Annotated in this window: 13 protein-coding genes and 1 tRNA gene; 5 read left to right on the top strand and 9 right to left on the bottom strand. The window is 64.5% G+C overall.

All coding sequences use genetic code 11. The annotated features are described in order from the left end of the window. The first annotated feature begins 140 nt into the window (after positions 1-140). Positions 141-231 (top strand) — tRNA-Ser (locus B3098_RS08245). Between the two features lie 75 nt (positions 232-306). On the opposite strand, the gene B3098_RS08250 is transcribed toward B3098_RS08245, so the two are convergent. From B3098_RS08250 to B3098_RS08265, 4 genes are all read right to left on the bottom strand, one after another. Further along, positions 307-1,923 (bottom strand): methyl-accepting chemotaxis protein, encoded by a 1,617-nt coding sequence (locus B3098_RS08250; RefSeq protein WP_286894441.1) that lies wholly within the window; start codon positions 1,921-1,923, stop codon positions 307-309. A 373-nt stretch (positions 1,924-2,296) separates the two neighbouring features. Further along, complete coding sequence (locus B3098_RS08255; RefSeq protein WP_175123116.1) at positions 2,297-2,914, bottom strand: flavin reductase family protein; 618 nt, start codon at positions 2,912-2,914, stop codon at positions 2,297-2,299. Between the two features lie 3 nt (positions 2,915-2,917). Next, the gene (locus tag B3098_RS08260) at positions 2,918-3,880 is read right to left on the bottom strand and encodes a carbon-nitrogen hydrolase family protein (protein WP_286894443.1); all 963 of its coding nucleotides are present in this window, start codon (positions 3,878-3,880) and stop codon (positions 2,918-2,920) included. Between the two features lie 33 nt (positions 3,881-3,913). After that, complete coding sequence (locus tag B3098_RS08265) at positions 3,914-5,566, bottom strand: MFS transporter (RefSeq protein WP_191577666.1); 1,653 nt, start codon at positions 5,564-5,566, stop codon at positions 3,914-3,916. 161 nt (positions 5,567-5,727) lie between these two features. Here B3098_RS08265 and B3098_RS08270 point away from each other — a divergent pair, with 161 nt between their 5' ends. Next, the gene (locus B3098_RS08270; RefSeq protein ID WP_279971947.1) at positions 5,728-6,576 is read left to right on the top strand and encodes an IclR family transcriptional regulator; all 849 of its coding nucleotides are present in this window, start codon (positions 5,728-5,730) and stop codon (positions 6,574-6,576) included. A gap of 3 nt (positions 6,577-6,579) precedes the next feature. Here B3098_RS08270 and B3098_RS08275 read toward each other — a convergent pair whose 3' ends face one another. Both B3098_RS08275 and B3098_RS08280 read right to left on the bottom strand, forming a co-directional pair. Then, positions 6,580-7,560, bottom strand: a complete 981-nt coding sequence (locus B3098_RS08275) for a Bug family tripartite tricarboxylate transporter substrate binding protein (RefSeq protein ID WP_175137231.1) — start codon at positions 7,558-7,560, stop codon at positions 6,580-6,582. A 214-nt stretch (positions 7,561-7,774) separates the two neighbouring features. Beyond that, positions 7,775-8,902: a mandelate racemase/muconate lactonizing enzyme family protein gene (locus B3098_RS08280; RefSeq protein WP_286894447.1), complete on the bottom strand. Its 1,128-nt coding sequence runs from the start codon at positions 8,900-8,902 to the stop codon at positions 7,775-7,777. 160 nt (positions 8,903-9,062) lie between these two features. Between B3098_RS08280 and B3098_RS08285 the strand changes: the two genes are divergently transcribed. Continuing rightward, the gene (locus tag B3098_RS08285) at positions 9,063-9,965 is read left to right on the top strand and encodes a LysR family transcriptional regulator (protein ID WP_279971952.1); all 903 of its coding nucleotides are present in this window, start codon (positions 9,063-9,065) and stop codon (positions 9,963-9,965) included. Here the strand turns inward: B3098_RS08285 and B3098_RS08290 are convergent. Further along, entirely contained in the window at positions 9,962-11,152 is a 1,191-nt protein-coding gene (locus B3098_RS08290) for an amidohydrolase family protein (RefSeq protein ID WP_218344880.1), read from the bottom strand. The genes B3098_RS08285 and B3098_RS08290 overlap by 4 nt on opposite strands. A gap of 1 nt (position 11,153) precedes the next feature. Further along, complete coding sequence (locus B3098_RS08295; RefSeq protein WP_056568607.1) at positions 11,154-11,351, bottom strand: hypothetical protein; 198 nt, start codon at positions 11,349-11,351, stop codon at positions 11,154-11,156. 196 nt (positions 11,352-11,547) lie between these two features. Between B3098_RS08295 and B3098_RS08300 the strand changes: the two genes are divergently transcribed. Further along, the gene (locus B3098_RS08300) at positions 11,548-12,060 is read left to right on the top strand and encodes a hypothetical protein (protein ID WP_286894449.1); all 513 of its coding nucleotides are present in this window, start codon (positions 11,548-11,550) and stop codon (positions 12,058-12,060) included. Positions 12,061-12,355: 295 nt separating this feature from the next. Next, entirely contained in the window at positions 12,356-12,694 is a 339-nt protein-coding gene (locus B3098_RS08305; protein ID WP_286894450.1) for a virulence factor, read from the top strand. A gap of 232 nt (positions 12,695-12,926) precedes the next feature. Here B3098_RS08305 and B3098_RS08310 read toward each other — a convergent pair whose 3' ends face one another. Beyond that, the gene (locus tag B3098_RS08310) at positions 12,927-13,175 is read right to left on the bottom strand and encodes a hypothetical protein (RefSeq protein WP_175123125.1); all 249 of its coding nucleotides are present in this window, start codon (positions 13,173-13,175) and stop codon (positions 12,927-12,929) included. Positions 13,176-13,278 lie beyond the last annotated feature (103 nt).

Below are 13,278 nucleotides of genomic sequence, written 5' to 3' on the forward strand. Positions count from 1 at the left end.
TTTTCCACCCCTTTACACAAAAGAAAAAAATCCTGTAGAATTGCGGGCTTCGCTGCTCCGACAACGAAGATCCTTCCGACCAGGGATCTTTTAGTGAAGTCTTGTTAAACCGAAACTTCACCGATGCGGAACCCAGCCACGGAGAGGTGGCAGAGTGGTCGAATGTACCTGACTCGAAATCAGGCGTACGGTATCCCCGTACCGTGGGTTCGAATCCCACCCTCTCCGCCAAGTATTGAAGAATGAAGCCCCTGAGAAATCAGGGGCTTTTTTCTTTGCACGGCGTATTCACGCCGTGCTGCATCCTCAATACGCAGCCAGGCGCAGCGAAGCCTGCGACCCGCCGGTCTGGACGGACGACACCGCCTCAACCGCCAACACCCGCTCCGCACCGCCCGGCAACCTGAACGCGCTCACCGCCCGCGTCAGATCCGCCGACTGATCCTGCATCGAGCCCGCAGCCGCCGCAGCCTCTTCCACCAACGCCGCGTTCTGCTGGGTCACCTCGTCCATCTGCGACACGGCACGGTTGACTTGTTCAATGCCATCCGCCTGCTCGGCCGAGGCCGCCGCGATTTCGCCCATGATGTCGGTCACGCGTTGCACGGAACTGACAATTTCCCGCATCGTCGCGCCGGCGCGTTCGGCGCTGCCCGAGCCCTGGCCGATCTTCTGCACGGTGTCTTCGATCAGGACCTTGATTTCCTTGGCGGCCTGCGCGCTGCGCTGCGCGAGCGTGCGCACCTCGGCGGCCACGACCGCAAAGCCCTTGCCCTGCTCGCCGGCGCGCGCGGCTTCCACCGCGGCGTTGAGCGCCAGGATGTTGGTCTGGAACGCGATGCCGTCGATCACCGACACGATGTCCGAGATCTTCACCGAGCTGGCGGAGATCGCGTTCATGGTGCTGACGACTTCGGACACGGTGGCGCCGCCGCGCGACGCGGTTTCCGAGGCCGCCGCGGCAAGCTGGTTGGCCTGCTTGGCGCTGTCGGCGTTCTGCTTCACCGTAGACGACAGCTGCTCCATCGAGGCGGCGGTTTCCTCCAGCGACGCAGCCTGCTGCTCGGTGCGCGAGGACAGGTCGGTGTTGCCTGCCGCGATCTCGCCGGAGGCGGACGCGATGCTGTCCACGCCGGTGCGGATCCGGGCGACCGTGCTGGCCAGGTTGGCGTTCATGGATTCCAGCGCCGCCATCAACTGGCCGATCTCGTCGCGCGAGCGCACGACGATGGTGCTGGTCAGGTCGTTTGCCGCAACCGTGCGCGCGACGCGCACGGCGTCGGACAGCGGACGGGTGATGCTGCGCGTCAGCAGCACGGACATCAACAGGCCACACACCACCGCAATGGAACCGATCACGATCATCCACAGATTCGCGTTGCCGTAAGACGCTTCGATTTCTGCGGCGCGCGCGTCGATATCGGCGCGCTGCAATTCGGACAGGCGATTGATGTTGTCAATGAACTGGCGCGTCGCGGGCAAGAACTCCTGCGTGAAGATCTTGTTGGCGGCGTCCACGTTGTCTTCCTGCTTGGCCTTGAAGATGCCGTCGCGGGTGCGAAGGTATTCGCTGCGCGCCTTGCCAATGCCTTGCCAAAGCACCTTTTCCTCGTCGCTTTCGATCAAGGGCTCGATCTTCTGCTGCAAGGCCGACGAGTTGCGGGTCGATGCCGCGGCTTCCTCGGCGAAGAAGCCTGCCAGGCTGGCGTCGGCGCTCTTGGCGATGGCGGTGGTCCGGGTGACGCCCGACTGGATGTTGCGCGCCCAGTCGTTGATCAGGCGTTCCTTTGTGAGGGATCGCTGCGTCAGCGTTTCGACCGATTCGTTGATGTTGGCCAGGCTGACCAGCCCGACTATGCACATGACCATGATCATGGCCAGCAAGATGGCGAAACCACCCGCAAGGCGGGTTCCAAGCTTCATGTTTTTCATACTGCCTCCGGCGACTTCCAGGGCGGTGTGAATGCGTGCTCGGGCGGATGCCTTGGCGGCGGGATTGCGCCGCCGCCAATTCAAGCCAGATGCTCGCAAGCCCCTGGTTATCCGCCCCCAATAATGGTGTCCGTTGTGTCTGAAATTGCCGGCGGAGAGTTCGGATTTTCGAGGGTTCTCGCGACGGTCGAACGGATGCTAGCAGTCCGGATTTGGGCGGCATCGGGGGAAATGAAGGCGTTATTGACGCAACCTCTTCGCATTGCCTGAAAGGCGTCGGCAGCGTTGTAAAAAAGCCGCTATCGCTGACCGAATCAACGGGAAAACCCAGGCAACAAAAAAACGGCCCGAAGGCCGCGGAAACTCAGGTCGGCGACGTCGGCCGCGCAAGCTGGAAGGTGTCCGTACTGCGCGCATACCAGCCGCCGCCGTGCATGCGGGCAATAAGGCCCAGCGCCGGCGTATCCACATGCCCGCGTTCGGCGTCCCGCACATAGGCGTCTTCGACATGCGCGCCCAGCACGCGCCCGATAACCACAATCTGTCGCGGACCGGTCACCACCGTTGCCTGGCTGACACACTCCAGCGACACCGGACTGCCCTGGATGCGGGGCGGTCGCACATGGGTGGCGGGCAGCGCGGTCAAACCGGCCGCGGCCATTTCGTCCACGTCCGCCGGATAGTCGGCGCAGGTCTGGTTCATCTCGCGGACCAGGGATTCCGGCACCAGGTTCACCACGAACTCGCCGTTCTCAATGATGTTGGCGCCGGTGTCCTTGAATTCCCCGCCAGCATGGCGCATCAGGCCGATCGCGACCGTCGGCGGCTGATGCCCCATCACGTTGAAGAAACTGAAGGGCGCCGCGTTGACGACGCCTTTGCCCGACACGGTGGTGACCCACGCGATCGGACGCGGCGTGACGGTCGAGGTGAGGATGTTGTAGACCGTCTGCGCCGGCAAGGCGTTGAAATCAAAATGCATCGATCAGACCTCCTGATGCCCGGCGCCGGCGCCCGTGGCCGAGACCGCGCGCCTTTCGCGGGTGTCCACCTGAAGCTGGAAGACGTCGGGGCGGGCGTAGTGCCCGGACACGTCGAAGTCGTACTTGCCGCGCAGGATCTGGTTGGGTTCGATGTCGGCGTACAGGATGGTCTCGTCCGAGAAATCCGGACCGGCCAGCACCTCGCCCAGCGGACCGATGATGGCGCTGCCGCCGCGCATCAGGACCGTGTCCGGCGCGTCGCCCAACGCGCATTCGAAGTCCTCGGGGTAGGCGCTGCGGCGCAGGTGCTGGCACGCGGTCAGCACGTAGCAGCGCCCTTCCAGCGCAATGTGGCGCATGCTGGGCACCCAGGTGTCGCGATCGTCCGCCGTGGGTGCGCAATACAGCGCGACGCCCTGGCTGTACATGTACATGCGCAGCATGGGCATGTAGTTTTCCCAGCAGATCACCGCGCCGATCTTGCCGTAGGGGGTGTCGATGACGGGCATGGTGGACCCGTCGCCGAAACCCCAGATCAGGCGTTCCCCAGCGGTCGGCATCAGCTTGCGATGCTTGCCCGCCAGGCCGGCCTGGCCGTTGAAATACAGCACGGTGCAGTACAGCGTACCGCCGTCGGCCTCGATGCAGCCCATCACCACGAAGCTGTCGGTGTCGGCCGCGGCCTGCGCCACCAGCGCGACCTCCTCGCCGTCCAGGCGGATGGCCTGCTGATGATAGGCGGCAAAGGCGTCGCGGCCTTCGGGCTTGCGCATCCCGATGGGCGCGCCGAAGGAATTGCCCTTGGGATATCCCCCCAGGAAGGCTTCGGGAAACACCTGTACCCGGGCCCCCTGCTCGGCCGCCTGCCGGATCAGCGCGGCGGCCTTTTCGGCGCAAGCCATGCTGTCGGTGGGAATGGACGCCGCCTGGATGACGGCGGCCTTGAAGGTCTTTTGCATGGACATATCTATGCTCGCTTCCTTTTTGTCTCGTTGTTGTCAGTGGGCCGGATCTTCGTCGATGGCCTTCGCACGCGTGTTGGGCAGCAGCAGGCTGCCGATGACGCCCACGACCACCATCACCGCCACCGGGTACATCAGGCCGCCGAAGATATTGCCGCTGGCCTGCGCCAGGTACGTGGCGGTAAAGGGCACGATACCGCCAAAAATGCCCGCGCCGATGTGATACGGGAACGACAGCGCCGTGTAGCGGATGCGCGCCGGGAACAATTCAACCAGATAGGACGCGACCGGGCCATAGACCATCGCGACGACGGCCGTCATCAGCACCAGGATCAGGATGATGGTGGCGCGGTCGATGCGCGCGGGATCCGCCTTCTCCGGATAGCCGGCCGCCGTCAGCGCCTTGGCGTAGGCGGCGCGGTCAAAGCCGTTGACGGTGGCGCCGCCCACGCTCATCGCAATTTCCTGCCCCGGGATCGGCGCGGCATATTCAAAGTTGATGCCCTTGCCGACCAGGAATTTCTTGGCCTGCACGCACACCTTCTTGTGGTCGGCATGGCTGCCGATCATGGCGGCCTGCAATCCGAAGTCGCACGCGCCGCCGCTGGTGTCGGCATGCACGCGGACCGGCGTGGTCTGCATGGCCTGCGCCAGCGCCGGATTGCCGGCATTGAGCAGCACGTTGAACATCGCGTGGTAACCCACGGCGCCGATGAACAGGCCGGCCATCATGATCCACTTGCGGCCCACCTTGTCCGACAGCCAGCCGAACAGCACGAAGGTCGGCGCGCCGATGATGAAGCCGATCAGGATCAGCCGGTAGACAGTGGTCTGATCAAGCTGCACGGCCTGCTGCAGGAAGATCATCACGTAGAACTGCCCCGTGAAATAGGTGGCGCCCTGGCCGGCGGTGACGCCGATCAGCGCCAGCAGCACGAGGCGCAGGCTGGGCCATTGGCCAAACGTTTCCTTGACCGGGTTCTTCGACAGGCGGTTCTGCTGCTTCATGCGCGTGAAGACGGGCGATTCGTGCAGCTTGGCGCGCACGTAGATCGAAATGGCCAGCATCACGATCGACAGGATGAACGGCAGACGCCAGCCCCACTGGCGAAAGTCCTCGGCGCTCATCGAGGCCTGGACGAGCAGGATGACGACCAGCGACAGGATCAGGCCGGCCGACGAGGTGATCTGGATCCATCCGGTCAAGAGCCCCCGGCGCCGCGGTTCGCAGTGTTCGGCAACGTAGATCACCGCGCCGCCGTATTCGCCGCCCACCGCCAGGCCCTGCACGACCCGCAGCGTCAGCAGCAGGATCCAGGACAGGTGGCCCGCCGTCTCGTAGGTGGGCAGGCAGCCGATCAGCACGGTGGCGCCGCCCATCATGACGACGGTGATCAGGAAGGTGTATTTGCGGCCCAGCTTGTCGCCCAGATAGCCGAACATCACCGCGCCCAGCGGCCGGATGATGAAGCCCACGGCCAGTGCGCCCAGCGCGGCCAGGAGCGCGACGGTGGGGTTGTCCTGCGGAAAGAGGACCTGGCTCATGAAGACTGCCAGCGTTCCGTAGATGAAAAAGTCGTACCACTCGAAGAGCGTGCCCAGCGTTGAGGCGACCACGACCTGACGTTCTTCCTTGCGGCTCAGCGTCGGCCCGGCGTCGAGCCTGGGCATTGCGACATTTGCTTCCATGCTTGCTTTCCCCTGTCGTTTTAGATTGATACTGCTGTACGCATTAACTATTATCAAAGCTAAGTCCGGACGGGAAAAAGCTAGGGGAAACCCGGCGCGGACTGGAAAAGCGGGGAAAAGGCCGCTGCTACACTGCCGCCACGCACACTGTGGAGGCAGCAATGGCAAGGCCCGCCGGCAAGGTTGAGAAGAATTCGGAACAGGCACAGGCCACGGCGCGCAGGGGCATCCAGTCGATCGAGGTGGGGTTCCGGATCCTGGACGTCATCCGCAAGACCGGCCGCCCGATGCCGCTCAAGGAAATCGCGGACGCCTGTGCGCTGACGGTGCCCAACGTCCACTACTACCTGGTGAGCTTTCAGAAAGTGGGCGTGGTGCAGCAGCACGCCGACACCGGCCACTACGGCCTGGGTCCGTATGCGTTGCGGCTGGGGCTGGCCGCGCTGGAGCAATTCGACGTGTTCACGACGGCGCGCCCGATCATGGCCGAGGTGGCCGCGGCCACGGGTCACACGGTGTTCCTGGGCGTGTGGGGCAACAAGGGCCCCACGATCGTCTACCGCGTCGAAGGCAGCCGCAGCCGGCCGCTGCTCGAATTGCGCGTGGGCACGGTGATGCCGCTGCTATCGTCCGCGCTGGGCCGAAATTTCCTGGCGCACCTGCCCGATGCGCTGACCCGCGAGCTGCTGGAACAGGAGCTGGCCTCCTCCGTGCCCGAAAGCCACGGCGGCACCGCCGGCAATGCCTACACGATGGCGGACGTGCAGGCCATTCGCGACGAAGTGCAGAAGCACCACATCAGCCGCTGCCGCCACGCGCTGCTGCCGCATTTCACGTCGTTGTCCGCGCCCATCTTCGACATGCTGGGCGAAATGAAGGCCGCCATCACACTGATGGGACCGGTCGGCGCGGTGGACGACGACCTGGAATCCGAAACCGCGCGCCTGCTCAGCGAAAAAGCCCGCTCGATCTCGGCGACGGCGGGCTGGGTGGATCCTGAGGCGCGGTAAGCGCTACCCCTCCGCCACGATCTTCGCGTCCTGGATTGTCTTCGCGTACTTCTGCTGTTCGCTCTTCATGAATTCGGCAAAGCGCTGCACGCCCCCGCCGCCGTCTTCCGCGCCCACCTGCGCCAGTTTCTCCTGCACGTCCGGCATCGCCAGCACCTGGTCGATGTCGCGGTTCATGCGCTGGACCATGGCGGCAGGCATACCGCCCGGGCCGACCATACCGAACCAGATGCTGGCCTCGAAGCCCGGATAGCCCTGCTCGGCCACCGTCGGCACATTGGGCTGGCTCTTGGAACGCTTCTGCAGCGTCTGGGCCAGCGCGATGACCTTGCCGGACTGGATCAGCGGCGTGGCCGTGGTCATTCCTTCGAAGCAATATTGGACATGCCCGCCCAGCAGGTCATTCATCAGCGGCGCCGATCCCTTGTACGGCACATGCAGCACGTCGATGCCGGCGCGCGCCTTGAAGATTTCCAGCGCCAGATGCTGCGCGGATCCGCTGCCCGCAGATCCGAACACGATCTTGCCGGGCTGCGCGCGGCATAGCTGGACGAGTTCGGGCAACGTCTTGGCCGGCTGGCTGGCGCCGCCGATCAAAATGGTGGGCGTCTTGCCGACCAGCGCGATGGGCGTGAAGTCCTTGTCCACCGAATACGCCAGCTTGGGCTGCAGGCCGGGCGCGATGCCATGGCTGTTCACGTGCGCCATCAGCAGCGTGTTGCCGTCGCCGGGCTGGCGGGCGACCTGCTCGGCCGCAATGATGCCCGCCGCACCCGCGCGGTTTTCGACGATGACGGGCATGTTCCACAGCACGCCGAGCTTCTGCCCCAGCAGCCGGGCCAGCACGTCCGTGCCGCCGCCCGCGGGAAACCCCACCACGATCTTCACCGGCCCGGAGGGCATGTCCTGCGCCCGCGCCGCCGACGGCAGCACAAGGGCCGCCCCCAGCGCCGCGGCGCTGGTCATGAATTGCCTACGTTGCATCGTTGTCTCCTCGCGCGCCGGTCCGACGGCCGGCAACTGGTTATGTGGAACTGCCTGCCGCTGTTGCATCCGGCCGTCTGACGCGGCCTGGATGCGGACCTTCGGGTACTACGCCTGCATGAACCGGCGCCGCTGCCGCATGTGCACGGCATGCAACCTTTGCGCGGCGCCGGTCGACGAGCCTGATGGAAGACGGGCCTAATGGAAGACGGGCCTAACGGGCGACGCGCGTCCACTTGCCGAAGCGTTCGACCATGCGCTCGTCAAAGCCGAACCCCAGACCCGGCTCCTGGTGCAGGATCACACGGCCCTGCTTGTGGGTCAGTTGGCGGTCGACCAGCTTGCGGAAATTCAGGACCTGGTCATCCCAGAAGAATTCGACGTAGCGCGCATTGGGCGTGGCCGCGACCAACGGGGCATGCACGTCGTGGAACCAGTGCGGGCACACGACCACGCCGTAGCTGGCTGCGGTGGCGGCGATACGCTTCCATTCGGTGATGCCGCCGCAGACCGCCGCATCCGTCTGCAGGATGCCCGCCGCGCCCTTGTCCAGCAGTTCCTTGTGATACCAGCGGCCGTAGCCGATCTCGGCGGTGGCAATCGGCAGATGCGTCAGGCGCGCCAGCTTGGCGTGGCTGTCGATGTCATCCGGACTGAACGGTTCTTCGATGAAGTACGGCTCGTATTGTTCGAAGCGGCGGATGTATTGCATGGCCTGCGTCACGTCCTGCCAGGCGTTATTGCAGTCCATCATCAGCTCGACGTCCGGGCCCACGGCTTCGCGCGCGGCCTTCAGGCGCGCTTCTTCCTCGCGCGGCGACAAGCGGCCGGTCTTCATCTTGACGGCGCCAAACCCCTTGGCCACGTAGCTGGACATTTCCTCGCCCAGATGCTGCGGGGTCTTGCCATCGAGGTAGTAACCGCCGCTGGCGTAGGCCGGCACGGATTCCAGTTCGACCGCGCCCAGGAACTTGTGCAGGGGCAGGCCTGCGGTCTTGGCGTTCAGGTCCCACAGTGCAATGTCCAGCGCGCTCAACGCGCGCATCACCGTACCTTGGCGGCCTTGCAGCAGCGCTTCCTGGTACATGGACTGCCACAGCCCTTCGACCGCGTGCGAATCCTTACCGAGCAGCACGGGGCCCAAGAGGCTCTGGACGGCGGCCTCGAAGATTGCGCCGCCGGCGCTGCCGACATAGCAGAACCCGATACCCTCCACGCCATCGGTGGAGCGCACCTTGACCAGGCCGTAGTGGCGGGTGGACACGGTGCGGTTGGAAAACGAGGTGACCTTATCCAGAGGCACCGCCGCGGCGCATACGTCTATGGATTCAATGATGGGCACGGGTGGCTCCTTGAAAGCAGTGAAATCGACTGGACCGATCGGCGCGCCGCGCGCTGCCTGATCGCCTGGACGTATTCTTCTCCGGACCAAAGAAAACAACAATTATCTTCACGCATCTTTAGAATGTGGAAAAACCATTTTCCGAAAAGGGCACGCGGCTTTGGATTCGCGCTTTCTACAGACCTATGTGCATGTGGTGGAACTTGGCTCCATCGCCCAGGCCGCCCGGCATCAGGGGCTTACACCGGCCACGGTGCAGCAGCGGTTGCGCGCGCTGGAGGCGGACGTGGGCAGCGCACTGATTGCGCGCTCGGGCCGCACGGTCAAACCCACGCCCGCCGGCGTGCGCATCCTGGAACGCGCGCGCGCCATCCTGCGCGACGTGCGTGACCTGCGCTCGGCCGCATCGGACACGGACCTGCCGGCCGGCCCCTTGCGGCTGGGCGCCACCCCCACCGCCTTGACCGGCATCATGCCGCCGGTGCTGCGCACGTGGGTGACCCGGCATCCGGGCATCGAGATCTACATAGAACCGGCGCCGACCACGCTGCTGTACAGCAAGGTGCTGTCGGGCGAACTGGACGGCGCGCTGCTGGTGCACCCGCTGTTTCCCATTCCCAAGACCTGCGCGTGGCGCGACTTGCGGCACGAGCCCCTGGTGCTGGTCACCCCCGCCGACATGCAGGTCGACGACCCCTTGGCCGTCATCGCCCGGGAGCCGTATATCTGCTACGACCGCAGCGTGGTGGGCGGCAAGATGGCGGACGACTATCTGCGCGCGCGCAGCCTGCGTCCGCGCGTCCGCTTTGAACTGGACGGCATCGAGTCCATTGCCAAACTGGTCGCCGAAAGGTTGGGTGTCGCGCTGCTGCCCGATTGGGCCAGTACGGGCACGCCGTCCGCGCACGTCAAACGCTGGCCGCTGCCCGAACCTTGTCCGGTCAGGACGGTGGGCGCGATCTGGTTGCGCTCCGGCGTGCGTTCGGAATTGATGCGGGCGTTTGTGGAATTGGCCGAGTCGCAACTCGGCCTGGGCGCCGCGGCCGCGCAGCGCGCCCGCTAGGCGATGGCGTCTTCGCCGTTGCGCGCCACGACCACGCCGCTGGACACCACCAGGCGCCGGGGCGTGCGCTGCACCACGGCTTGGGCAATGCAACTGGCGTCGGCCAACACCAGGTCGGCACGCGCGCCGGGGGCCAGGCCGTAATCCGCAAACCCGCAGGCGCGGGCTGCCGCACGGGTCACGCATTCAAACGCCCACTCGATCTCGTCGTCGCGGCGCAGATCGTTGCGCAGTCCGATCAGCGCGGCGCGTTCCAGCATGTCCGGGCTGCCGTACGGCGTCCAGGTATCCCGGATGCCGTCGTTGCCGCCGAACAGCGTCACGGCCGCCTCGCGGCAGGCGCGCACCGCAGGCACCGGCCGCGAGGCCGGCGCGGTGGTCAGCAGGGCCACGTCCAGCAACGCCAGCCGCCGGAGCAACCCGTTCAAACGAGCGGCGTCGAGGGCGCCCAGACAGAAGGCGTGGCTGATCACGACCTTGCCTTTCATGTCCAGCGCCTGCACCCGGTCGAGGATCAACTCCAGCGTGAAGGCGCCGAGTTCGCCGGGTTCGTGCAGATGAATGTCGACCGGTTTGCCATGCTTGTCGGCCAGGCCGAACAGCACGTCCAGGGATTTCACGGGGTCGCGGTCGATGGCGGATGGGTCCAGTCCGCCCAGCACGTCCGCCCCGCCGGCAAGTGCCTGGTCCAGCAGCTCGGCCGTGCCGGCACGGGCCAAGAGACCGGATTGCGGAAAGGCCACCGTCTGGATCTCGACGCGGCCGGCCAGCGCCTGCCGCGTGGCATGCACGCCTTCCAGATGCTTCAACCCGGCGTCGGTGTCGACGTCAACGTGGGTGCGGATCCGCGTCGTGCCCGCCCGCAGAAATGCGAGCGCCAATGCGTGCGAGTGGCTGGCGGCGTCATGTGCCGTGGCGGCGCGCCAGTTGCGTTCGTTGTCGATGCGGTCGGTGAGGGACGGTCCGACCTTGTTCACGTACCAGGCGGAACCCCAGGTCGTCTTGTCCAGATGGGTGTGGCCCTCGATGAGGGCGGGCAGCAGCAAGGCGCCCCCGCCGTCTTCGACGTTTACGCCGGGATCGGCATCGAGACCCGGTCCGATCCGCAGGATGCGGCCGCCGCGCACCAGGACGTCAACGCCCTCGCCTTGTGCCGTGCGGACGTTCTTGAGGAGCAGATCCGCCATCTCAGACTTGAGGCGGCTCGATCCAGAAGAAGCGTTCGCCTTGCCGGACCATGTCGGCGACGCCTTCGGCGCCGATGCGATAGTCCGTGCCCATGAGCGTGGCGCCGCCGTCTTCATGAATATGGATGACGGCCAGCGGGTCGTTGGCCATGGTGTACCAGTAGTAACCGGGCTTGAGATTGTGGAGGTCGGTAGTCATGGGTCGAGTATACAAATAACGCCCAGGCGTTTTCAAAAAGACAACACATATGAAGCGCCCTACCTGACAGCTAAGTCGTGACACGTCATACTCCGCATGCGGAGCTTGAGCAAGTCTCAAGCAGGTGGCACGTGCCGGCCCCGGCCATAACAGCAGTAAGCGCGCAAGCGTTCATCGCGAGGGATACAGCTAGCACATGAAACGGCAGTTACTTCAATTCAGCGAACCGCTCAAGCAAGCCATTCTGGATGGCGCCAAGGTGCAAAGCCGACGCATCCTCAAGCCGCAGCCGTCCAAGTTCACCACGGTCTGGTATGCGGACGCCGCGGATTCCGGAAGATGGGTGGCCATGGGACCGTCACCGGATAAGCCTTCCGAATTGCGCAAGACTTCGAGCTGGGTCAGGTGCCCCTATGGCAAATCAGGCGAAACCATCATCCTGGCCGATGAAGCGGGCTCGCCTTTTGCCAGCGCCGTCGTCGTGGGCGTACGTATTCAGCGGCTACAGAACCTGACCGAGGCCGACGCGCGTGCCGAAGGCACGCAGTCGCTTTATCAGAGTTCCGCGCTATTGCCGGGCGTGCCTCTGCAGACTGCGTTCGCGCTGATGTGGTGCGAACGTTATGGCTCACATGCGTGGGCGGCCAATCCCTGGGTGTGGGTGGTCGAACACCGCCAGACGACGCCTTACAACAAGTCGGACTATTAGCCGGCTGGTGTGCCGCAACAACACCGGTACGGCTGCACGCCTGGAGTTAGTGTCCAGCTGTAACACCAGCCCTCCGCTTCAGTTAATTCCATCCTATTTCAATCGACTTCAATCGCGAACTCGCCAGAGCGGGCGCCCGCTGCCGCAGTGCAGCAGGCGCACCCGCTTGAAAACGGGGGCGGTTGCGGATTGTCGCCATTGCGGCCGGGATGCTTACGAATAGCTTGCGCAAACCGCCGAAAATAGCACCAACGAATACTCAACTTTGCTGCGTCTCGCAGCAGGCAGGTGCAAGATGAAAAAATGGCTTATTGCAGGTGTCGGTGCCGCGGGTCTGCTGATTTCCAGCGTCGCCCTCGCCCGCGTGGACGTTGGTATCTCGATCGGCGTTCCAGGCGTCGTCTACCCCGCACCCGTCTACGTGGCCCCGGCGCCGGTGTACGTCGCACCGCCCCCACCGGTGTATTACCGTCCTGCACCGGTTTATGTCGCGCCGCCCGTCGTTTACCCGGGGCCGGTGTATTACGGTGGCAGCCGCTATTACGACCGCCGCGAATGGCGAGGCCCGGGGCCCCGCCACGGCCATTACCGCGGCCACGGCCACGGCCATGGACATGGGCGCGACCGTCACTGAATATGCCCGGCTGCATAAGCAAAGGCCACTCTTGCGAGTGGCCTTTTTTTCGTCGGGGCAATGTCCGGTGCCCCGCGCGATGACCTGTCAGGCAGCGGGGGCCTGGACGGGTTTTGCGGCCAGCGAGGCCGGTTGTTGCAATACCGGTTTGGCCTTTTCATCGGCCCAACGCGGCGATTCCTGAACGAGATCAATCCAGCGGCGCGGCGCACTGGACGCCCGCCACCAACCATTATGCGGACGCATGAGCAAACTCCGGTTCACCGTTGAAACGCACACCATTGATGCCCTGAAACAGATGACGGCTTTCCTGTTCTGCTTCGTGCAATTCAGCGAAGGGCGGCTGTCCCGGCACGGTCCAGCATTTTTCGGGTGCGGTACCGCCAATTCGGCGGGTCCATATTTGCACCCGATAGCCCTGCTCGTCTTCCTTTGCCACAGAGCATCTCACACGAAAATCTCCAATCATTCTTGAAGTCATGGACAACTCCTTGTTATATAAGTGAATGAAGCGTGTAGAACGCCGGTGTATTGTGCCGTAACTATCCGGCCCTTTTATGCCAAATACACAATTGCTCACATCA

The organism is Achromobacter sp. UBA2119, from assembly GCF_002331005.1.
GTDB lineage: Bacteria > Pseudomonadota > Gammaproteobacteria > Burkholderiales > Burkholderiaceae_B > Achromobacter > Achromobacter animicus.

Excerpts from the sequence above, each read along its gene's own strand:
- B3098_RS08250 (WP_286894441.1), bottom strand. The coding sequence starts at position 1,923 with ATGAAGCTTGGAACCCGCCTTGCGGGTGGTTTCGCCATCTTGCTGGCC.
- B3098_RS08255 (WP_175123116.1), bottom strand. The coding sequence starts at position 2,914 with ATGCATTTTGATTTCAACGCCTTGCCGGCGCAGACGGTCTACAACATC.
- B3098_RS08260 (WP_286894443.1), bottom strand. The coding sequence starts at position 3,880 with ATGTCCATGCAAAAGACCTTCAAGGCCGCCGTCATCCAGGCGGCGTCC.
- B3098_RS08265 (WP_191577666.1), bottom strand. The coding sequence starts at position 5,566 with ATGGAAGCAAATGTCGCAATGCCCAGGCTCGACGCCGGGCCGACGCTG.
- B3098_RS08270 (WP_279971947.1), top strand. The coding sequence starts at position 5,728 with ATGGCAAGGCCCGCCGGCAAGGTTGAGAAGAATTCGGAACAGGCACAG.
- B3098_RS08275 (WP_175137231.1), bottom strand. The coding sequence starts at position 7,560 with ATGCAACGTAGGCAATTCATGACCAGCGCCGCGGCGCTGGGGGCGGCC.
- B3098_RS08290 (WP_218344880.1), bottom strand. The coding sequence starts at position 11,152 with ATGGCGGATCTGCTCCTCAAGAACGTCCGCACGGCACAAGGCGAGGGC.
- B3098_RS08295 (WP_056568607.1), bottom strand. The coding sequence starts at position 11,351 with ATGACTACCGACCTCCACAATCTCAAGCCCGGTTACTACTGGTACACC.
- B3098_RS08300 (WP_286894449.1), top strand. The coding sequence starts at position 11,548 with ATGAAACGGCAGTTACTTCAATTCAGCGAACCGCTCAAGCAAGCCATT.
- B3098_RS08305 (WP_286894450.1), top strand. The coding sequence starts at position 12,356 with ATGAAAAAATGGCTTATTGCAGGTGTCGGTGCCGCGGGTCTGCTGATT.
- B3098_RS08310 (WP_175123125.1), bottom strand. The coding sequence starts at position 13,175 with ATGACTTCAAGAATGATTGGAGATTTTCGTGTGAGATGCTCTGTGGCA.